Source organism: Streptococcus sp. FSL E2-3494, from assembly GCF_038007085.1.
Lineage (GTDB): Bacteria > Bacillota > Bacilli > Lactobacillales > Streptococcaceae > Streptococcus > Streptococcus thermophilus.
The window spans coordinates 744,675-766,255 of record NZ_JBBOWN010000001.1 but is presented as its reverse complement, the minus strand read 5'-3'; the positions used below and the strand labels follow the sequence as shown (position 1 = coordinate 766,255).

The following is a 21,581-nucleotide window of genomic DNA, read 5'->3' as shown; positions in this document are numbered from 1 at the left end:
CTAAGACCTGTTTGGTTTGATTGTTTATAAATCACTCAAGCGACGATGCTTAATATTTAAGTCAAAATAAGCTTTTTCTTGAAGTTTGCGGAATATATCTCTGTAGGCTTCTTCGTCAAAGTGATCACCACGATAGAGAATCTCAAAGCTTAAACCTTCATATTCCAAGAAGGCATTGGAAGTCTTGAACCCATTACGCTTATAAAAATCCCAACATGCCTCACGTTGCTTAGGATTGTCATTTGGTTCATCCAAGCGTTCTACTTCCAAGACCATAGAACGCGATGATCCATAAAAGTCCACCAGTTTATCAATAATCTCACTTCCGTAGCCATGACTCCGCATTTGAGGTACGATGGCAAAGTGACGTTAAGTCAAGTTTTTAGAGTAACAAACGTAGAATTTTAATCTATTTATTTCAAGCACTTACCTTTTCAAATTGATTAGGGGAAAATAAAAAGTTAGCTTTCAATTAGTCTAAAATAGCATAGTATCAGACACTTGCAGAATTCTAACTGTATTTTATTTTCAATACAACTGATTATCAAATGCAATATTTTGGATTGTATTTCAATTTGAACTCTGTGTTAATCACGAAATCTATAATCTTCTAACTTAATAACCTCATCATAATTATCTTTATTGAATTTATGAGCAATTTCAATAATTGTACAATCTTGAGAGTAAATAAGCTGTCGAATCTCTTTGGCATTCGTATCATCCAATGAAGCTGTTACCTCATCAACAAGTAGAATGGGCTTCAATCTAAGCAAAGCTCTGGCAAGTTCTAATTTCATCATTTGACCACCTGATAGATTTTGTCCATCAAGGTATAGTTCAAGATTATTGCCAACTTCCTTAAGAAGATTAACTTTCTGTAACACATCTATTATACTACTGTCTGAAAAATCTTGGAAGAGAGTTACATTATCTCTTAAACTACCTTTAAAAATATAAGGCTTTTGATGAATGACTGATACACAATCATACGATGGCTTAAAAGACATTCCATTCTCACTTTCAAAAGAAATAGTTCCTGAAAATTCAGTATCTTCACCGCTTAAAAGTTTAAACAGAGTAGATTTTCCACTACCGCTTGCTCCCGTCAGTAAAACCTTTTTTCCAAAAGGAATATTAAGAGATAACTGTTGAAAGAGATTTTTTTCTCCAAATGATTTACTCAAATGATCAATATCAATACATAATTTTCTTCCTTCAACGTTTTTTTCCTCTACTTCAGTAAATCCATCACTTAACTGTAAAATAGAAACTACCTTATCTCTAATAGCTGTGGAGGATTGTAGACTAGAAGTACCTTCTAGCAATTGTTGTAATGGAGAAATAAGATTCATCGAGGCCGTCATCATGGCCAGTAATGTCGTCAGAGTTAAAGAGGTTGTTCTCATCAAAAATAAGCCTATCATCAGAGGGATAACTAGCCCTATACCTTTGAGAGGTCCTGTCCAAAACATGACTAAATTATGACTTATAAAATAATGGTATTGCTTCCTTTCAGTGTTTTTGATAGCATCCAACACATGGGCTGAAAACTGATGGCTAGCCTGACTACTACGAATAGTATCTATTCCTTTGGTAAAATCTGTGATAGAAGCCATACTGTTTTCTCTAGCTTTACTTAATTCCTCCCCCCGTCTCTTCAACATCTTATGAAAGATAAACTGGGGTATAATCATTAAAAATCCCCCAACTGTAAACATCAGACCTAGTTGGATATGTTGTATCAAAAGATAGAACACAGAAGCTAGAATAGATAGTCCAAAGATAGGATAAATAATGAGCGGGGCCAGATACTCTTGCCAAAACATTGGAATATCTTGTGCTAAAAAGGAATTTAATTCTGATGGACTGTATTGCAATGTTCTTTGATAGAACGTCTCAATAGCTTTTTTAGAAATAAGAACATTAAATTCTTCAATGATTGCTCGTGCTAGGATATTATTGACATACATACAAGCATAGATAAAGACAAATAATAACACTCCACTTAATCCAAATGTTAGTATCATTCGATTGTCATTTACATCAACTTTTCCTGCTCCCTGTATGAGAAATGAAGTAACTAAGCCTTGTAAGGAATATAGTAGCGAAAATAATAAATAAAAAAATAAGGGCACCTCTAAAAACTCCTCAAAAAACCTATAAAATGAGATAATAGAAATACAAGTATAAAACTCGATAAACGAGGTTAAACACGATGCATTTATTTACTGATGATGAAAAAATCTTGTCAAAACTCACTGAAAAAGGTAATCCATTGGAACGTCTAGACGCTGTCATGGATTGGCAACTCTTTCTCCCCTTGTTATCAGAATTGTTTTCTCGCAAGAATAAAGTTATTGGTCGTGGAGGTCGTCCTCACCTTGATTACCTCATGATGTTCAAAGTCCTTTTACTTCAACGATTACATAACTTGTCTGACGATGCTATGGAATATCAATTGCTTGATCGCTTATCCTTTCGTCGTTTCGTTGGTTGCCACGAAGATAATGTCCCAGATTCAAAAACTATCTGGCTTTATCGAGATCGCTTGACTCAATCAGGTCGCGAAAAGGAATTATTCGACTTGTTCTATACTCAACTCTCGGACGAAGGTTTGATTGCCCACACAGGTCAAATAGTTGATGCTTCATTTGTGGAATGTCCTAAGCAACGCAATTCCCGTGAGGAAAACGAGAAAATCAAAGCGCATGAAACTGTAGAAGGTTGGAACAAAGCCAAACGATGCCAAAAAGATATCGATGGGAGCTGGACTCAAAAAGGGGGTGTTCGTTACTTTGGCTATAAAAATCACGTCTGTGTTGATAGAAAATCAAAGCTAATCAAAGATTATGGCGTCACAACAGCTAGTATACATGACTCCAATGTTCTAGCTTCTCTTTGTGATGCCAACGAACCTGTATTTGATGATAGTGCCTATGTGGGGAAAAGTGTTCCTGACAACTGCCAACACCATACCGTCCGTCGTGCTTTCCGAAATAAACCATTGACCGATACTGACAAGAACATTAACCGTCATATTGCCAAAGTCCGTTGTCGAGTTGAGCATGTTTTTGGTTTTATTGAAAATAGCATGAAGGGAAGTACCTTTAGAGGGATTGGAATGGATAGGGCAAAGACAAATGTGACCTTAACCAACCTCCTCTATAACATCTTTCGATTTGAACAGATTAAACGACTAGGGTTGAAATCATGGGCTTAGTGCGCCCAAAAATTGGGAAATAGCCTTGAGTAAGACTCACAAACAAAAATTTACAAGAAATAAACTGTAGATTAAAGATAAATTTGACGCTCTAGATGCTCTACTGGTGTTTTTAGAGGTTCCCATAATTTAGTTTTTGAAATATGCCTAAAAATAGTTCCCATCTCATTCCACCTTCAATTCATAATTGACCTTATTGGATAAAATCGCAAGTTCAAAATTTTGTAAAATATTTTGTCGCATACGTTGGCACTTTTCATTAAACGTCCGTTCATTAAAAATATCACGTTTAGGACAAGCTCAACCTTTACAAATCAATAATAATTGGCATTTCGAACATTTCTGTGAAAATTCATAGTTGTTTATCCAGGGTTTTTGTTTTTGATCATCGATAAACAACTATCTAAATTTCCAATTTTATTTTCTTCATCATATAATGCTACCGTACATTTTAAAAGGTTTCCTTTTGTATCAATGGTGTAGGTATGCTCTTTTTGAGCATAGTAGGCATAGAAATTACTTCTAAACAATAAGTGATCAAATAAATTGTATCCTTGTTTAATTGCTTTTTGAGATAGTTCAAAAGAAACATCCTCTGCAAATCTTTTAACCTCGTATCCTTCTTTTCTATCCCCACATCCCCAATCACCAACATTTCTAAAAAGTAATTGAAATCTCTTGTCCCTTTTAAATAATTGCGCATCTGTTACTAAGAAATTCTCCACATCTGAATAATTTTCTTTGGAAACATTTAATCGTATTAGTATATGGAAGTTCAAGTCTAATTTCTGAGCATTGCTAAGATTTTTTATTATACGATCATACGAACCATGTCCATTTTTTAAAACCCGTTGATTATCATGACCCTCTTTAGTTCCATCAACTGTAATTTGATAGGACTGGACTTGACATTCTGTGACCAACCTTGACAAAGTTCTACTATTTAGCAAGTAGCCGTTAGTCGTCATATCAGAATGATAGCGAATTCCATAGGTTGATGATAACTCAATTAGTGCTTTGGAAATATCTAAAATGTCTCTATAACCTAAAAGAGGCTCCCCACCAAACCAAGAAACATGAATATCTTTAAATTGGTATTGTTCAAATTTATTTTTCACAAATTTTAAAATACTCGATTTTTGTGATTCTATGGTACAATCTACAAATTTTTCATAACAATACTTACATCTAAAATTACAATCTCCATGAGCAAGTATAATGATTCTAAGAGTTGATACATCTCTGTCCCTAAACATTTGTACTGCTTCTTCCAACTCATTTCTTTCTGGTAAAAATTTTCTTGTATAAAGAAAATTATAAAATTGCTTCCTAGTTTTACTATCAGTTTCATTTTTTTCAAATAAACGATTTTCAATTTTAACCGCCAAATTATTCTTTGTATTAAACAAAAAGGTATGTTCTTTCTTTGGGATTGATACAACATAACGTGAATACTTCATCAAAACTTCTCCTTATAAATAATATTTCAAGAGCAGAAAGCATACTCTCTCTGCTCTTGAAATATTATTTATAAGAACAAAGTGAACACTTCCACATAAGTTCGAGAGAACTACTAACTCAATGACTGGTCAATTGTATTAGCGACAAAGTGAACATAGGATTGATCGGAATGCATTTAGCAGCCTGAACCGCATACAAAATTTTTGAAGATATCATAATCTTGATAAAAATCATGTTCAACAATTTCATTGATAACCATGTTTCTTTCCCTTTCCTTTTTGATATCAGTATTATATAATATAAAAAATGTGAAAAGGAAAAATTTCGGAAATCCGAACATGACTAATAGAGAAAAATTTAAGGCAATTCGTAAGCAAAGAAAACTATCTTTAAAAGCACTTGGAGAAATTGCTGGTTCTGCCACCAGTATTTCAGATTTTGAAAATGGTCATACAACCCTTTCTAATGATGTTCTATTTCGACTTCTAGGATTTATGTTAGTTGAAATTAATGAATTCTTTGAATGGAAAGATTTCCGAGACAAAGATTTTTACCAGCTAACCGAGCAGTTAGAAGAGGCACTGAATAACAAAGATACTCAGATACTTTCCGAACTAAAATCATATCTCTATGAGTTATCAGATCAGAAAGGTCAATACATTTACAAAATTATAGCTCGCGTTTTAGAGGTAATCATCTGCGAACTAAAGCAATTAACCGTTCCTCAAGATACCATTTTTCAACTCACTGACTACTTTATTTCATTAGAGTACTGGACAAATCTTGATGTCGGTCTGCTTGGTAATCTCGTCCCTTATTTTACATCGGATGCTCTTATAGTCCTCACTAATACTATTCTCGAAGATACTCCTCAGTCGCTAAAAAATAACCTAGATCGTATTAAAATTGATACCGTCCTAAACTGCCTATCTGTTTTTTTAGAACGAAAAGAAAGAAACGCTAGCCAAAAACTTCTGACATTATTATTTAACAAAAATTATCCAACCTATTTTTCTTTTGAAAAACTATATCTACATGAACTTAAAGCCATATTTGATTATCTTTGGGTTGACAAAGAGGAGGCTTTAAAAATACATCAAACTATTCTAGAGACAATTAATATTATTTTTAATCCTGAGGCAGTGAAGGAATGGGATGATAACTTTAGAAAAAACACATCTCAACTAGCATAACTAACTAATTTTATTTCAACATAGAAAACACTTAGATTTTTTTGTGATAAGTATTTGACTTTGAAATAAATTTATTCACCAAAAGCATAAATTTATTTCAAAGTCACAGACAACCTGTGCACCAGTTTCACGCACTAGTGGGATCAATTTGTTATAGACCTTGTTTCCAAGATTGCTTGGTGCTGATCCAGCAAAAACAACCACATCATCGGCACTTACCTTTTCAAATTGATTAGGTGTAGGATACCCTAAACTTTGATGGATTCGTTTTGAATTATAAAAGGCTTCGATGTACCAGAAAATACTCTGATAGGCTTCTTCAAAGTTCTTATATTTAAATTGATACACCCACTCTCTTTTTAAATGTCCATGCCAAGATTCAAGACTGGCATATGATAAGGGTATCCCCTTCAACTGAAAGAGTGAGCCATCCCATAATACTTAAGCAACTCTTCATACTCTAGACTCGTATACTGGCTTCCTTGGTCAGAATGAAGAATAACAGCTTCTGGATAGTCTTGTGATTTAATGGCCTTATTTAAAGTTCTTTGCACTAATTCTACAGTCATTCGCTTGCCCAAATCCCAAGCAATGACTTTTTTAGTATAACGATCCATAATGGTTGAGAGATAAGCCCATCCTTGTTGAGTAGGAATATAAGTAATGTCGGTTGACCAAACCTTATTTTTCTTTGTAGGTTCAGTCTGTATGAGATTTTTTCGATTGATGTGATCACTTAGTGAGTATCCAGGCTTAAATTTCTTAATGACTACAGACTTGAGTTGAAGTTGCTTCATTAGCTTCTGTACGAGTTTTAACCCGACTTTTTCCCCTTGTTTAAGTAGAGGATGATGAATTTTAGGAGCACCATAGATTCCTCGGTTAGCATTGAAGAGTTGAGAAATTTTGAGTGACAGGTATTGTCTCCTTAATTGAGTTTTAGATGGATGTCGGTTAATCCGTTCATAATAACTTGATTCAGGAACATCAAGGAGTTGACAGCTTAGTCTGACATTGAGTGCTAAAGTTTGTATGGTTTGAGCCATATCCGCAGCACTCACTTCTTTTTCTCGGCGAATATGGTCAATACTTTTTTTAAGATGTCTCGTTCTTCCTTAACTTTAGCCAGTTGTCTTTTTAATTCTAGAAAATCAGCTTTAGAGACGGAGCTTTCATTAGATTTAGAGCAGAGGTCTATCCATTTATAAATTGTTGCAGGGGCCACGTCGTATTCTTTAGACAGCTGGGTGACGGATTGACCAGAATGATAGAAGGCGATAAGGGTTTCTTTAAATTCTTTTGAATAGCGTTTTTTCATGTTTTTGTCCTTTGTCTAAATTATACAATAGTGACTCTAAGATTTAAGGATAACATCACCTTTACGTTTCACCAAGAACTTATAAACTTGCCCTTCTTCAGGAAGGGCTGAACTTACCTCCCAAACACCGATATGGTTTTTGGTCATATCCAGAGGTTCATCAAACCAACCTGTGAAATCTCCAATTACCTGAATCTGCTCAGCATGAGGGGCCCACACACGGAAGACAAATCCTTCTTATCTCTCCAATTAATGCACACCCAGATGATTCTGAAGGTGGAAGTTCTCACCTGTTCCAAACGTTTACATGGCTTCATCGAGATTCATACCATCACTCCTTCCTAAAACTAGCCTTGATAGATCTAACTATCAAGAAATTAAAACATTGAAATATATGTAAATACACTAGAAAATCCTTCAGATTGATCGGGCTCACGAGTGAATAAAACTGCTTGTGTAAACGTTTTCTGTATTATAACATTTTTTGACTGTCTCGCCAGTAAATCTCCAAATCTTTTTTTCATATTATTGAACACAAAAGTCTTACGTAATTTTCCAGAAATGTGTAATTCAACAATACCTGAATCGTACTCCGCTTTTGCGACATAGAGATTATCATATATATCCGCATATGAACGATATGAAAATTCTGCTACTGTTCGCTTGCGTTCAATTAATTTGGCAATTTTATCAATCAATTCTTTCTTAAGAGTCACCTGATTCCAATCCACCCTATTTACTTCATCAGGGGCATTGTAGCTATTCATAGCACGCTTAACATCTTCTTCTGTGTAATTTCCATCTCCACCTGTTGCAACCATCTTACTACGCTGGAATTCTTGTCCCAACTGCATGAAACACATCCCTTGCATACTTAGATTAAGAGCATTTGCCAAGTAGATACGTTTTTCAATATCTTCTGGCGAATCATGTGGATGCAAATGATGCATAAGATCATTCAAATTGTAATTGTCATGAGCTTCAATATAGTTGAGGCCCTGACCTGGCATGAGGTAGTTTAAAAAACCACGGCTACCAAGCAGACTCTTGGCAATCTAGTCTTCCAATGGGGCTCCAGACACATAGCCATTACTGATGTACCCATAGACCTCTGCTCCCTTGACCGCGTCACGCGCATTAACATTGAAAAATCCGATTCTAGGCATCAAGGCTGCATTATCCTTCTTGGCCTTTTGGTCTCAGGAAGATCAATTCCCATATCCCATCTTTCACCATATAGAAGAATCCTAGGATCAATATCATCCATGGCCGAACGAATGGCATTCATAGTAGCAACATCATGCAAGCCCATAAGGTCAAAACGGAAACCATCCACTCCAAATTCTTCTGCCCAATAGGTCAAAAAATAAATCATATACTTACGGTACATTTCCTTTTCACTGGCTGTTTCATTTCCACATCCTGACCCGTCTTGGAAAGACCCATTGTCATGCATACGGTAGTAATAAGCCGGCACAGATAGTTGGAAGGTAGAGCTGTAAGATGAGTAAGTATGGTTATATACCACATCCATGATGACCCCCTATTCCTGCCTCATGGTAGGTCTGAATCATTTTATTAAGCTCTAAAATTGGTGCCACGGGATTCTTTTGATCAGCAGCAAACTGACGACCCGGGACATTATAATTCTAAGGGTCATCCCCCCAGTTGTAGAGAAGCTTCCCATCTTTATCGTAGGTTTTATGGTGATCAAAGACCGGTTGCAACTGGACATAGTTGTAGCCCATGAGTTTGAGGTAATCAAAGCCAGTCACATCTCCCTTGTCATTTTTTGTCACTTTCTGACAGGCACCTAGATAGGTTCCTCTATAGGATTTCTTAACACCAGACGTCTCTGAAATTGAGAAATCACGGATGTGCATCTCACAGATAACGGATGAGCAAGCATTTGCCTTACGCCAACTCGCTTTTTGTTTGGTAACCTTTTCATATCCTCGTGGGACAAGTCGTTTAGGATCGACCACCAAACTTTTTTTATTATCTAAACTAAGTGCGATTCTATAAGGATCTCTCGTATCCTGATAGAAGCTTTCCTCATGATAAACACGAAACTGGTAAGCTACCCCATCTAGATGCTTTTTGACAGTGGCACTCCAAACACCCTGAGTATTCATCTCATGACGGTCCTTATTGACACTGTTTCCTCGACTCATCTTAATGACCTTAGGATTTTTACTCCCCTTTTTAAAAAGTAAGAGCTGCACACAACGAGCTAGGGGTGACCAAAGGCGAAACTCTGTCGCCCCTTTTTCATACTTATGCCCTAACCAGCCTTGAAAAACCCACTTCTGGTCAAATTCCTGTCTACGAAGAGCCATATCAAAGGCATGCTGATCGCGACCCTCAAAACTATGGCTAGTCAAGGCTGCCTGTTTAGAATAATAAACCGTTGGATCACCTTCAACTATCCAAATAGCATTGGGAGCACCCCCTAGAAGCGTCGGACACGATAATCATGTGTTTGCCTCGACCAGTCTTCCGTTTTGACCAAAAGATTGACAGAATCAATAAAACGATTGGAGGGAGAAGTAACCTGACCAACAAGGCCAAAATCATCCTCACGTGAAAAATGGGCCTCTTCGCCCCAATAACAATCTAGCCACTTCCACATACTGTATCGGGAATAGTCGCCATGCATACTATGAAAATGAACGGTTAATAAATTGTCATTTTTTTACTCCTTAGTTTTTATTACTCACTTTTTCTACTATTATAGAAGAAAATGTTCGTTTTGTAAGCGTTCTTATGGGATGTTTTGCAATTTTTTGGTCTATTTTGAACATAAAAAAAGAATGAGAAAATTTGCGCCGAAACAGTTACTCTCTCATCCTTTTATTATATTTAAAACATATGTAAATGGTGGGTAGTACTTTTCCTATCATCACTCTTGAGTCATCAAAACCTTACGTGGCTTAGTGCCTTCAGCAGGTCCAATCACTCCGGCTTCTTCTAGTTCTTCCATCAAGCGAGTAGCACGGTTAAATCCGACCGACAGACGACGCTGAAGCATGGAAGCGCTAGCTTTTTGTGTTTCCAATACCAATGCTTTCGCTTCTTCGAAGAGAGGATCTCCTTCCAAGCTACCACTATTAGTGGATGAACCACTACCAAAATCATTCTCTGAAACTTCACCAGGATCAAAGCTCTCGTCATAGTTAGCTGAAGCCTGCCCCTTAATAAAGGTCACAATACGTTCCACGTCATCATCTGAAATGAAGGACCCTTGCAAACGAACAGGATGATTCTCATCAATCGGTTTGAAAAGCATATCCCCGCGTCCAAGTAGTTTTTCTGCCCCATTTTCATCTAAAATGGTACGACTATCTGTTCCAGAAGACACAGCAAAGGCCACACGAGATGGCACATTGGCCTTAATCAAGCCAGAGATAACATCAACTGATGGACGTTGGGTTGCAAGAATCATGTGAATTCCAGCCGCGCGTGCCTTTTGTCCCAGACGGATGATGGCATCTTCCACTTCCTTACTGGCCACCATCATCAAATCAGCCAACTCATCAACGATAACCACAATCAAAGGCAAGGGAATCTGTTTCTCTTGCGACTTGGCATTCCAGTCCTCAACCTTGGAATTATAGCCTGCGATGTTACGCACGCCAAACTTACTAAAGAGTTCGTAACGATTTTCCATCTCATCAACTACTTTTTGAAGAGCCTTGGCGGCCTTACGTGGATTGGTCACCACAGGAATAAGGAGATGAGGAATATCGTTGTAAACAGAAAGTTCAACCATCTTAGGGTCGACCATGAGGAACTTAACCTGGTCTGGGCGGGCCTTCATCAGAATACTAGAGATGATTCCATTAACCGCAACAGATTTACCAGAACCAGTTGATCCAGCCACTAACAAGTGAGGCATACGACCTAGGTCAAAGCTACGAGCCGAACCATCAACCGCCTTACCAAGAGGAACTTCCAAGAGCTTATTAGGATCCGTCTTAGACTGTTCCCAAAGTTCACGGAAAGAAACTGTTGCTATCTCGGAATTAGGTACTTCGATACCAACCAAAGATTTTCCAGGTATAGGTGCCTCAATACGGACATCTTTTGCAGCAAGAGCCAGAGCCAAGTCATCCGCTAAATTAGAGATACGATTGACTCGGACCCCAACAGCAGGCTTGACCTCATACTTGGTTACAGACGGTCCAATCTCAGCCCGCTCAACCTTGACATCAATGTTGAAACTTTTGAAGGTATCTTCTAAGATTCGGATGTTCTTACGAACGATATTTTTCTCTTTAGACTGACTCTTTGGTTTATCAGGTGCAAAGAGATCTATATCAGGAAGTTTATACTGTAGGAGTTCCTTCGGTGTAAAATCAACCTCAACAGGAGCATCATCTCCCTCAACCACAATAGATGGTGGGAATTCTTCGGTTGGCAATTCCTCCGGATAGGGAACATAACTATCTTGGAAATCCTCACGATCCCCTGGAGGCGGATTATCATAGTAATCCTCAGAGGCATAATCACTGATTTCAGGTTCAGGTTCAAAAATCTCGGCTTCTTGTGGTAACTCTTCTGAAGCATCGTCCAAGATTTCACCCGTTTCCTCGTCGACAATCAAATCGGCCAGACGCTCTTTCTCGGCACGTTCTTGCGCTTCACGCTCTTTCTGAGCCTGACGTTCCGCCTTCTTCTCCAGACGTTTGGCCGTTCGTTCCAAATGCTTCTCGGCACCTCTCTGCCAGATGTCTTTTGCATAATCCATGATATCTAAAACATCCCAAGGACTAAAAATGAAAGCACCCAATAGAATAATCAAGCCCCCAATCATGAAGCTACCAATATTTGAAAAGAGGAAGGAAATAGGCTTGTACAAGAGTGCACCCAACATACCACCACCCGCAAAACGAGCCACCTGAACACTCACCAAATCCCCAAAAAGCAAATCCTTAGTCCCCGGAAAAATATCTAGCCCATCCATGCGTTCTAGACTAAAGAGATAGGCGTGAAACTCGAGTAGAAGACCTGCAAAGACCATCCAAAATCCAGTCACGTAGTTACTATGTTTCCGTAACCATTTAAAACCAAAGAGATAGATATAGATGGCAAAAATCAAGAGATAAGCCATACTCCCCACGAACACTCGAAAGAGATTATATAGTGTAATCCCAAAGAAACCCAATCGAAAAACTGGGAAAATTAAGACAAAGGCAAAAAAGAAGGTCCATAGCATTCGCTTAATCGCCTTCTGTCTGTCTAATTCTGCTTTTGTGAGACGCTTCTTACCACTCTTAGAAGCCGCCCCTTTTTTCATTTTTTTCGTTGTAGCCATAAATGTATTATACCATGTTTTTAGACACGAAAAAAGAGAGACGAGTCTCTCTTAAGATTGAAGACAAGGTCATCTTTTGAGACTTTCCTAAGGTAATAGTAGAAAATCTCCCTGTTCGCCCACTTCGAGTGACTTATCTCTTCTTTTTTTAATTATTCTTCAATTAATGATGTTGAGTGAACCGGACGATTCTTACCGTCTGGTTCAATATATTGAATAGCTTGGTTGATAGCAATAGGAGCTTCACCCATACCAACCGCAATCAAATCAATCTTACCATCATATTCTGCCGCACCACCAATAGCATAGACACCTTCTTGTGAAGTTTCAAACTGAGCATTAACAGTAATACTAGAACGTTTGTAGTCGACATTCCAGTTACGAAGATTCTTGTTATTAGTAGAGAAACCAAAGCTAACAACGAGGGCATCGATTGGCAATTCTACAACTTCATCCGACTTAACTCTCTGAACAGTCAAGCTTTGAGCATGACCATTTTCACCCTTAATTTCGAGGGGGACATAAGGTGTCATCACATTAACTGATGATTGATAAAGAAGCTCCACACTATGCTCATGGGCACGAAAGGCATCACGACGGTGAATCAAGGTCACACTCTCAGCAACACCATCCAAGTGATTGGCCCAGTCAACAGCTGAATCACCGCCACCAGCAATCACAACCTTCTTGCCAGCAAATTGGTCCAGACTATGCACATTATATAACAAGTTATTGTTCGCAAAATCTTCTTCATTGTCCACACCTAAAGGACGTGGAGCAAAAGCACCATTTCCACAAGCAATGACGACAGCCTTGGACAAGTGTTGACCCTTGCTAGTAGCGATTGTGAAGATACCATCTGTTTTTTCAAAAGTTTGAACTTCCTCTTTTAAGTGAATGCTGACACGATCTTCAAAACGCTTAAGCTGGATCAAGAGATTTTCTGTCAATTCGGCACCTGTCGTCTGAGGAAAGGCTGGGATATCATAGATTTTCTTTTCTGGGTAGAGAACGGCAGGCTGACCACCAAGCTCTGACAAACTCTCGATAATATTCACAGTCATACCACGTAGGCCGGCATAAAAGGCGGCCCAAAGGCCGACTGGTCCACCACCGATAATAGTAATATCGTATATCTTTTCTTCTGACATTTTATTTTCCTTCTGATTTTATCTCTTCTAAAATCTGACGTTCTTCGTCTGTAAAATCATAGTTTTCCAAGAGGTCAGGTCTACGCTCCCAAGTCTTTCGCAAGCTCTGCTCCATACGCCAACGTCGAATATTAACATGATGGCCCGACAAGAGTACATCTGGCACCTTCATGCCACGAAATTCAGCTGGGCGAGTGTACTGTGGGAACTCCAAAAGACCTGATGAGAAACTATCATCCTTGTGACTGGCTTCCTTGCCTAAAACCTCAGGAATCAAGCGGACAGTGGCATCTACAATAGTCATAGCGGCTAGCTCTCCACCAGTCAAGACAAAGTCTCCTAGTGATATTTCGTCAGTCACTAAAGTTTTGATACGCTCATCATAGCCCTCATAATGGCCACAGATAAAAACTAATTCCTCTTCTTGCGCCAATTCCTCAGCATAGGCCTGATTGAAGGTACGACCTGCAGGATCTAGGAGAATAACGCGAGGCTTAGTCACATTTAATTTATCAAAGGTATCGAAAATTGGCTGAGCACGTAACAACATGCCTTGTCCACCACCATAGGGTTCATCATCTACATGACGTGCCTTCTCCGCATTGTCACGGAAATTGTGATAGTTGATTTCTAGGATGCCCTTGTCCTTTGCCTTACCAACAATGGAGTGTTCCAAAGGAGCAAACATATCTGGAAATAGAGTCAAGATATCAATCTTCATCGTCTAATCCTTCCATGAGCTCAACCTCAATACGACCGGCTGTGACGTCAACATCAAGAACAACTGGTGGAATATATGGCAAGAGCAGGTCTTTTTTCCCTTTACGTTTCACTACCCAAACATCATTAGCACCCGGTTGGAGAATCTCTTTAACCTGACCGATTAGCGTATTACCCTCATAGACATCAAGACCAATGATTTCATGATAGTAAAATTCACCGTCATCAAGATCTGTTAGATTTTCCTCAGCAATCTTTAGGCTACAGCCCTTATACTTTTCTACATCATTGATATGGTAAAGACCTTTAAACTTAACAATATCAAAGTTCTTATGCTTACGGTGACTCGCAACCTCAACATCCATGATGTAATTATCTTTGTCATCAAAAAGAGCTAGTACACTCTTCTTCTTAAAACGTTCGTCCGTAAAATCTGTTACAGACAAAACACGAAGTTCACCCTGCAATCCCTGTGTATTTACAATCTTTCCAACGTTATAATATGTCATTCAACTTCCTTATTATTTCTTATTCAAATCAAACCATGAGTCAACGAATTATCAAGTAGCCCATGACGGCTATCTCAAAACGCACATTTTAAACCAGGTTAGATTTTTATTATTCTTCATTTCAAAGCGATATAAAATGTCTGGATTAGACCATTCAACCCCTCTATTTTATCAAAAAGCACACAAAAAAACCAGCTTTCTCTAGCTGGAGCTTATAGTCCGTACGGGATTCGAACCCGTGTTACCGCCGTGAAAAGGCGGTGTCTTAACCCCTTGACCAACGGACCATAATCTGTATCTCTACCCTCAGATAGAACTGGGGTAGCTGGATTCGAACCAACGCATGAGGGAGTCAAAGTCCCTTGCCTTACCGCTTGGCTATACCCCAAAAGACTCTTATTATTCTACAGAAAAATCAGGAGGCTGTCAATACCTTTCTTAACTTTTTTTCAAAAAAACAATCGGCATAACCGATTGCTAGGAGTTAGGAGATTTTATCATATAAGTGACCTTAGATGATGATTCGAGGTTGAAGAAACCTCATATGAAAAAAAGTTTTAGGACAGACTAATTATATATGTTGCTAGAAATAAAGTCAAACACTTTGACTCGTAAAATAAGAGATAATTTGCACAGCCATAATTAACCTTTTCCAACTCCTAAAATAGATTTATTCATCATCCTGTGAAACCAGATGATGTCTAAAGGCATAAACTACAGCCTGAGTACGGTCATCAACATTTAATTTCCCAAGGATATTAGACACATGAGTCTTGACGGTTTTTAAAGAAATAAAAAGTTCGTTAGCAATGGTTTGATTGTCATAGCCTTTAGCTAGGAGGGCTAAGATATCACGTTCGCGCGCGGTCAAGTCATCATGTAAGTTCGGGTGACTATCGTGGTATTTAATCTTATTGTCTACCTCAGTTTCGATAGCTTCCTCTCCACGGTAAACCTTACGGATACTATTTAGAATCTCTGCTGCACTGCTCGTTTTAAGCATATAGCCTTTGGCGCCAGCTTCAATGACTGGATAAATTTTTTCATTATCCAAATAGCTGGTCAAAACTAGAATCTTAGCTTCAGGCCATTCTTTGAGCAATTCCAAAGTCGCCTGAACGCCATCTAGCTCAGGCATAACAAGGTCCATAACAACGACATCTGGTCGTAGCTCCAGGGCAAGATCGACACCCTCACGGCCGTTTTCTGCCTCTCCAACCACTTCTACATCTCCTTGGAGATTCAAGAAACTCTTAAGGCCTAAACGAACCATTTCATGGTCATCTACCAAAATTACATTAATCTTATTCGACATTGTCTTCTCCTCTTAATACTGGCACACGAACATCAATAGACGTCCCTTTACCTTTAGCTGATAGGAACTGCACAGTTCCCGCCATTTCATCAACACGCTCTTGGATATTTTTTAGTCCATATCTCATCTCGTCAGTCGAGGCATTCAAATCAAAACCAACACCATTATCTAGCATTTTTAACTGAATTTCCTGACTATTTTGATAGAGGTAGACCTCTATTTGGCTGGCCTTGGCGTGCTTAAGGGTATTAGAGATAAACTCTTGGGCAATCCTAAAGAGATTATCTTCAATACGCTTAGGCACTTTCTTAACCATATCCTTATAGACAACACGGATATTGGATTTATCAGTTAATTCTTTAAGAATCATCTGCAAGCCTTCCTGTAAAGTCTTGTTCTCAAGTTCTGTCGGACGAAGGTGCAAAAGCAAGACACGCATATCATTTTGAGCATCAGTCAGCAAGGCCTCGACTGCCTGAATCTGATGATGTAAATCTTCCTTACTTAGCTGGTCCACCATCTGAGAAACACCAGATAGAATCATACTAGCCGCAAAAAGCTCCTGGCTAACGGTATCGTGAAGATCTCGAGCAATGCGACCTCGCTCTTTCTTAATAATATCACGACTTTTCAAAGCCTGAGCATTTTCCGTTTTTTGCAGATCCTTGGTCAATTTACGCATTTTATGAGATAGACGCATCATATTCTTGTCCAACTCACTATCTCCCTGACGTTTGACAGGTTGGTTATTGATAATACGACGCAAGTCTTGATTGACCGAACGCATACTATTATCATTTGCAATGGCCCAAAGAATATACAGCAAAATGAGCAAACTCAGAACCACAAAAAACATGTTAAAAAGGAAGTGAAATACCTGAGAGATACTACCGAAAACCAGTGAAAAGTTGAGGTTAAAGCTATCCATAACCACAAGGGTAACCCCAATTAAAACAACAACTGAATAAGTTAGGATTAAAAATAGGTACTGTTTCTTCATTTACGACGTACCTCCACTGGTCCAGCTCCCACATTGAGAATCAATTTAAGCGTTCGATGGGCATGCTCATACTCTGCCCCCTGTAAGGTCAAGCTTTCGTAACGGAGGTCGTATTCATCTTCATCAAAGAAGGTCACAGAGCTATAGATAGCTGATATATTCAACTTAACGGAAATATCAATTGGTACCAAGATTGTCGTTGGTCCATAAAGTTTCTGTAAAATGACGACATTTTCTCGACCTGAAACGATAACCTGGGTCAAATCAATTACATCTGTCCCAAAGAAACGGATAATATTAATATCATCAAAGTCATAGCGATCACTGACGGGTTCCATACGAGTTCCAATCCACTGATTTCGCACAGCCTGTGGATTCAAGTCATCTTCCTTAAATTGAATGAGAGCGTAGCGATTCTTTTTCTTGACCTGTGAAAAATGATTAATCATGACATAGGCCACACCCACTAAGATAGCAAGAACCACATAGATATTCCACATGGAAACCAAAAAAAGTGAAATCAAGCAGATCGTCAAGACAAAGTCGCTCTTGGACTCCTTGTTAAAAAAGCGAACGGCCAACGAGGTTAAAACCAGTATGAAAATAAAACGGATAATATCATTATTAAAGATGGTGATTAAGCCTAGAGTTAAAAGAAGAGCCTCCACCACTAAGAAAAAATTAAATTTGGTCATAAGGACCTCTCAAATAAAAGTATACAGGGTTCATTCTATCAAATTTTGGACTAATTGACAAAGAGGACTATTTCGAGAGATTACTGGCTATACGAGATAGCGACAAAAAAGCACCCCCATCATAGGAAGCACAATCTTTAATCTACAGAAAACCTAGTCGTCGTTCTTATTCATTTTCCTACTCATAGCAAGCACCGTACTTCTGATTTCCTCAAGAATGACACGTTGTTCAGCCAACTCCTTCTCAAGCTCAGCTATTTTTCGTTCAGTTTAGCGACCTGAACGCACAAAAATATTATTAAGAGAGCTGTCAACAACCCCAGAGTAGCAATTCCACTAAACATGAGCACAACAGCAACTGCCTTACCTACGAGGTTTTTAGGGACAATATCCCCGTAACCTACTGTGGTAACTGTTGCCACAGATCACCAAATATCATCTATAAAATTATGATGCTCCACACGGGCAATAATACTACTACTGATAAGGATGATAATACTATTAGCCGAAAACAAAAAGTGAAAACCATTTCTACGATTAATACGATTTGAATTATGCTTAAACTTACTACTTAGACCAATTCAACGTGAGATTTTTTCCAAACGATCAAAGCGTTCCAGCCTTGAAAAACAAAGGAAGGTGAATACTACATTTTAAGAAATGATGGTCAACAAGTCCAACACATGCGTTTTAACAAAAATCCGCTCCCGAAGTGCCAAGGAAAAACGAATAGTATAATCTAAAGCAAATTTAAGGGTAATGGTCTGATTAATAAATAGAAAAGAATGTCTCCCAATAGTAATCAACCCAACCAAATCAAAAAATTACTCTCCCTATGAAAAGAAGGGCTAGAACCGTCATGACAATATCGTAGCTAATAATATACCTTTTTCAGTTTTCTACGGTTTCTCATTACGCCTCTCCTCTATATGACGCGTTCATTATAAAAGAATCTGCCATTCCTGACAAGCAGCCACTTTAAAATCCCCAAGCAATTGAATCAAAAAGAGAGTCAGAAAGCCTCTCTTTTTCTTATATCTAAAATTTTCAAACTCATTATTGCTCTGTGTGAGTAGCTTCTGTAGCTGTTTCGGTACTAGAAGCTGTACTACTTTCAGAACTAGAACTTGTAGATGACGGCGATTGTGTCGTACTTGCTGAGCTTGACTGTTGAATACTTGAACTCTTAGTTACGACTGAAACATAGAGAATCACTGTGCCATCAACAGCAGTACCAACTTGAGGATCTTGATAAAGGACCTCTGTATTACTAGGTACCTTACTCTTATCCAACTTAACACCAGTATTATAGTCATGATACTCAATACTGCTACTTGAAATGTCTTTACTATTCAAGGTTTGGACTGCTGTCGAGACAGTTAAACCAGTCACATCAGGCATAGTTATAGTCTTAGGAGTTGCCACACGAAACTTGATTTTTGCCTTACTATCTTTAGGATTGAAGGACTTGTTTTTCTCCGGACTTTGAGATAGAATTTCGCCTTCTTTAGCATTATCGTCTTCGACATGTTGAATATCGATCTGATCCTCGGAAACCCCATAATTCGAGGTTAAATCCTCAATGGCATCCTTATAATTTTTCCCCTTGTAGTTTTTCAGAGTGAAACCTTTGCTACCAGAAGAAACATAGACATCAATGCTTGCTCCCTCTTTACGCATTGTCCCAGCTGTAGGGTCGGTCTTGATAACTTTGCCCTTATTGACTGAATCATTTTCGACTTCTTTAACATCGCCAACCTTAAAGCCTGCACTTTCAAGTTTCGTCTGAGCTGTTGACAACTCTTGACCTACAACATTTGGTACTTGGACATTGTCAGGATTGGTAAAAACAAGATAGGCAAAAATGATAATTCCTATAAAGACGAAGCCTAGTAAAACCTTGAGTAGAGTTAAAAAGAGATTTTTCTTTTTTTTAGATAGAGAAGCTTTTTCCCTCGGTTGTTTGCTTGGAGCCGGTGTAGGCTCTGATGGTTTAGGAGAAATCTTTTTCTCAGGACCTACTGATGGAACTGAATCGACCTTTGGCAGGGTCTTAGTATCCGTCATGTCATCAAAAACTACCTTAGAATCACGACTATGACTAGGATGCAAACTAGTTGCTAGGTCGCGACTCATTTCCAAAGTGCTGTTGTAACGATTTTCAAGCTTTTTAGCAGTTGCTCTAATAACAACATTTTCTAAAGCTTGAGGAACGTTACGGTTCTCAGCCAAAATCGATGGCAGGGGCTTTTGGAAATGTTGAAGTGCAATGGTTACTGCACTATCGCCATCAAAAGGGATATGCCCTGTCAACATTTCAAAGAGCATAATCCCCATAGCATAGATATCACTTTGGATAGTGGCTTTAGAACCACGTGCCTGTTCTGGTGACAAATAATGGACTGACCCCAACATTGAGTTAGTTTGTGTCAGGCTGGTTTCAGCAAATGCTACTGCGATACCAAAGTCTGTAACCTTAGCTCTACCATCCTTAGTTAATAGAACGTTCTGTGGCTTAAGGTCACGGTGAATAATACCCTTTTGGTGGGCAAGAGTCATGGCGGAAAGGACTTCCCCCATAATACGCACAACATCTTGGTTAGACAATGGTGCATGGTCTTGAATGAATTTCTTCAAGTCCGAACCATCCACATACTCCATCACCAAGAACTGCTGACCGTCTTCTTCACCAATATCTCTAATCGCAACGATATTCGGATGGCTAAGCTCAGTCATGGCACGTGCTTCACGCTGGAAACGCGCCACAGCAACCTGATCAGTTTGATAATTGGTACGTAGCACCTTAATAGCTACACTTTCATTATCCAGAATCAGGTCGTTAGCCAGATAAACATCCGCCATACCACCACGTCCGATAGATTTAAGGATTCGGTAACGTCCAGCAAACAATTTGCCAACTTGGATCATTATCCTTCCTCACTTTCTACTTCGATGAGAGCAACTGTAATATTATCATGACCACCGGCTTCATTGGCAGCAGCAACTAAACGACTGGCTTTTTCTTCGACAAGACCAGGACTGTTAACAATATGAATAATCTGTTCAATTGAAATCATATTAGTCAATCCATCTGAATTGACCAAAATATAATCTCCCGGTTCCAATTGTTGAACACCAAGATCTGCTTCAACTGGAGCAGCTTGCCCTATAGATTGCGTAATAATATTACGCTGTGGGTGAACTGCAGCTTCTTCTTCTGTCAACTGACCAGCCTTGATAAGAGCATTGACCAAGGAGTGATCGCTCGTTAATTGCTTATACTCACCATTACGGATAAGGGCAATACGTGAATCCCCAACATGAGCGAAAATCACAGCATTATCAACTAAGGCAAGAACCTCGATAGTCGTTCCCATTCCTTTATATTCTTCATTTTGACCAAGCTCATAGATTTTACGATTTTCTTCATCGATGGCAGCAATCATCCAATCACGAATATGGCTCAACTCACGATGATCAGTATTAATCCAGTCACGACCAAGGTCAGATACTGACATCTCACTGGCAATATTTCCAGCACGGTGTCCACCCATTCCATCTGCAACAATGACAAGTGTAACACCAGCCTTGTTGACAAATTTATTAACAAAATCTTGATTGTTTGACCGTTTTTGGCCAATGTCCGTTAATAATGATATTTCCATAATTTTCTTTCTGACTT

The 21,581-nt window shown here is 38.6% G+C and carries 14 protein-coding genes, 2 tRNA genes and 5 pseudogenes; 2 read left to right on the top strand and 19 right to left on the bottom strand.

Annotation, left to right across the window (positions count from 1 at the left end; translation table 11 throughout):
- Positions 1 to 24: 24 nt before the first annotated feature.
- Together NST05_RS04055 and NST05_RS04050 are read right to left on the bottom strand one after the other, a co-directional pair.
- Positions 25 to 363: pseudogene (locus NST05_RS04055) on the bottom strand (GNAT family N-acetyltransferase); the annotation flags it as partial.
- A 224-nt stretch (positions 364 to 587) separates the two neighbouring features.
- Positions 588 to 2,135 carry an ATP-binding cassette domain-containing protein gene (locus NST05_RS04050; RefSeq protein ID WP_084828972.1) on the bottom strand — a complete coding sequence of 516 codons (1,548 nt, stop codon included), beginning with the start codon at positions 2,133 to 2,135 and terminating at the stop codon, positions 588 to 590.
- A gap of 80 nt (positions 2,136 to 2,215) precedes the next feature.
- Here NST05_RS04050 and NST05_RS04045 point away from each other — a divergent pair, with 80 nt between their 5' ends.
- Positions 2,216 to 3,220 (top strand): IS5-like element ISSth7 family transposase, encoded by a 1,005-nt coding sequence (locus tag NST05_RS04045; RefSeq protein WP_011681261.1) that lies wholly within the window; start codon positions 2,216 to 2,218, stop codon positions 3,218 to 3,220.
- 362 nt (positions 3,221 to 3,582) lie between these two features.
- Here NST05_RS04045 and NST05_RS04040 read toward each other — a convergent pair whose 3' ends face one another.
- Positions 3,583 to 4,680: a radical SAM protein gene (locus tag NST05_RS04040; RefSeq protein ID WP_340742902.1), complete on the bottom strand. Its 1,098-nt coding sequence runs from the start codon at positions 4,678 to 4,680 to the stop codon at positions 3,583 to 3,585.
- Positions 4,681 to 5,019: 339 nt separating this feature from the next.
- Here NST05_RS04040 and NST05_RS04035 point away from each other — a divergent pair, with 339 nt between their 5' ends.
- A complete protein-coding gene (locus NST05_RS04035) occupies positions 5,020 to 5,874 on the top strand; it encodes a helix-turn-helix domain-containing protein (RefSeq protein WP_220018205.1) in 855 nt (284 codons plus the stop codon).
- Positions 5,875 to 5,970: 96 nt separating this feature from the next.
- Here the strand turns inward: NST05_RS04035 and NST05_RS04030 are convergent.
- The 16 genes and pseudogenes from NST05_RS04030 to NST05_RS03955 form a co-directional block, all read right to left on the bottom strand.
- A pseudogene (locus NST05_RS04030) lies at positions 5,971 to 6,090 on the bottom strand (1-phosphofructokinase); the annotation flags it as partial.
- Positions 6,085 to 7,192, bottom strand: a pseudogene (locus NST05_RS04025) (IS3 family transposase); the annotation flags it as partial. The pseudogenes NST05_RS04030 and NST05_RS04025, both read right to left, overlap by 6 nt.
- A gap of 42 nt (positions 7,193 to 7,234) precedes the next feature.
- Positions 7,235 to 7,495: pseudogene (locus NST05_RS04020) on the bottom strand (1,4-alpha-glucan branching protein GlgB); the annotation flags it as partial.
- 74 nt (positions 7,496 to 7,569) lie between these two features.
- Positions 7,570 to 9,824 (bottom strand): annotated as a pseudogene (gene pulA / locus NST05_RS04015) (type I pullulanase).
- 270 nt (positions 9,825 to 10,094) lie between these two features.
- Positions 10,095 to 12,509, bottom strand: a complete 2,415-nt coding sequence (locus NST05_RS04010) for a DNA translocase FtsK (protein WP_084828973.1) — start codon at positions 12,507 to 12,509, stop codon at positions 10,095 to 10,097.
- Between the two features lie 152 nt (positions 12,510 to 12,661).
- Positions 12,662 to 13,660, bottom strand: coding sequence for an NAD(P)/FAD-dependent oxidoreductase (locus tag NST05_RS04005; RefSeq protein ID WP_084828974.1), 999 nt, complete (start codon positions 13,658 to 13,660; stop codon positions 12,662 to 12,664).
- Position 13,661: 1 nt separating this feature from the next.
- Positions 13,662 to 14,381, bottom strand: coding sequence for a tRNA (guanosine(37)-N1)-methyltransferase TrmD (gene trmD / locus NST05_RS04000; protein WP_011226285.1), 720 nt, complete (start codon positions 14,379 to 14,381; stop codon positions 13,662 to 13,664).
- Entirely contained in the window at positions 14,371 to 14,889 is a 519-nt protein-coding gene (gene rimM, locus NST05_RS03995; protein WP_084828975.1) for a ribosome maturation factor RimM, read from the bottom strand. Before rimM ends, trmD begins: the two co-directional genes overlap by 11 nt.
- Positions 14,890 to 15,104: 215 nt before the next feature.
- A tRNA-Glu gene (locus NST05_RS03990) sits at positions 15,105 to 15,176 on the bottom strand.
- 29 nt (positions 15,177 to 15,205) lie between these two features.
- Positions 15,206 to 15,277: transfer RNA gene (locus NST05_RS03985), tRNA-Gln, on the bottom strand.
- A 282-nt stretch (positions 15,278 to 15,559) separates the two neighbouring features.
- Entirely contained in the window at positions 15,560 to 16,204 is a 645-nt protein-coding gene (locus tag NST05_RS03980) for a response regulator transcription factor (RefSeq protein ID WP_002951384.1), read from the bottom strand.
- On the bottom strand, positions 16,194 to 17,204 hold the full coding sequence (locus tag NST05_RS03975) for a sensor histidine kinase (RefSeq protein ID WP_014621792.1): 1,011 nt from the start codon (positions 17,202 to 17,204) through the stop codon (positions 16,194 to 16,196). The genes NST05_RS03980 and NST05_RS03975 overlap by 11 nt, the downstream gene beginning before the upstream one ends.
- Positions 17,201 to 17,899 (bottom strand): cell wall-active antibiotics response protein LiaF, encoded by a 699-nt coding sequence (liaF, locus tag NST05_RS03970; RefSeq protein WP_014621793.1) that lies wholly within the window; start codon positions 17,897 to 17,899, stop codon positions 17,201 to 17,203. The genes NST05_RS03975 and liaF overlap by 4 nt, the downstream gene beginning before the upstream one ends.
- A gap of 254 nt (positions 17,900 to 18,153) precedes the next feature.
- Positions 18,154 to 18,321, bottom strand: a complete 168-nt coding sequence (locus tag NST05_RS03965) for a potassium channel family protein (RefSeq protein WP_014727613.1) — start codon at positions 18,319 to 18,321, stop codon at positions 18,154 to 18,156.
- A 634-nt stretch (positions 18,322 to 18,955) separates the two neighbouring features.
- Positions 18,956 to 20,827 carry a Stk1 family PASTA domain-containing Ser/Thr kinase gene (pknB, locus tag NST05_RS03960; protein ID WP_084826071.1) on the bottom strand — a complete coding sequence of 624 codons (1,872 nt, stop codon included), beginning with the start codon at positions 20,825 to 20,827 and terminating at the stop codon, positions 18,956 to 18,958.
- Complete coding sequence (locus NST05_RS03955; RefSeq protein ID WP_014727615.1) at positions 20,827 to 21,564, bottom strand: Stp1/IreP family PP2C-type Ser/Thr phosphatase; 738 nt, start codon at positions 21,562 to 21,564, stop codon at positions 20,827 to 20,829. The genes pknB and NST05_RS03955 overlap by 1 nt, the downstream gene beginning before the upstream one ends.
- Between the last annotated feature and the right edge of the window lie 17 nt (positions 21,565 to 21,581).

Bases quoted from the DNA above. Each gene is read 5' to 3' on its own strand.
- rimM (WP_084828975.1), bottom strand. From the start codon at position 14,889: ATGACATATTATAACGTTGGAAAGATTGTAAATACACAGGGATTGCAG.
- NST05_RS04045 (WP_011681261.1), top strand. From the start codon at position 2,216: ATGCATTTATTTACTGATGATGAAAAAATCTTGTCAAAACTCACTGAA.
- pknB (WP_084826071.1), bottom strand. From the start codon at position 20,827: ATGATCCAAGTTGGCAAATTGTTTGCTGGACGTTACCGAATCCTTAAA.
- liaF (WP_014621793.1), bottom strand. From the start codon at position 17,899: ATGACCAAATTTAATTTTTTCTTAGTGGTGGAGGCTCTTCTTTTAACT.
- NST05_RS03975 (WP_014621792.1), bottom strand. From the start codon at position 17,204: ATGAAGAAACAGTACCTATTTTTAATCCTAACTTATTCAGTTGTTGTT.
- NST05_RS04010 (WP_084828973.1), bottom strand. From the start codon at position 12,509: ATGGCTACAACGAAAAAAATGAAAAAAGGGGCGGCTTCTAAGAGTGGT.
- NST05_RS04005 (WP_084828974.1), bottom strand. From the start codon at position 13,660: ATGTCAGAAGAAAAGATATACGATATTACTATTATCGGTGGTGGACCA.
- NST05_RS03980 (WP_002951384.1), bottom strand. From the start codon at position 16,204: ATGTCGAATAAGATTAATGTAATTTTGGTAGATGACCATGAAATGGTT.
- NST05_RS04040 (WP_340742902.1), bottom strand. From the start codon at position 4,680: ATGAAGTATTCACGTTATGTTGTATCAATCCCAAAGAAAGAACATACC.
- NST05_RS04035 (WP_220018205.1), top strand. From the start codon at position 5,020: ATGACTAATAGAGAAAAATTTAAGGCAATTCGTAAGCAAAGAAAACTA.
- trmD (WP_011226285.1), bottom strand. From the start codon at position 14,381: ATGAAGATTGATATCTTGACTCTATTTCCAGATATGTTTGCTCCTTTG.
- NST05_RS03955 (WP_014727615.1), bottom strand. From the start codon at position 21,564: ATGGAAATATCATTATTAACGGACATTGGCCAAAAACGGTCAAACAAT.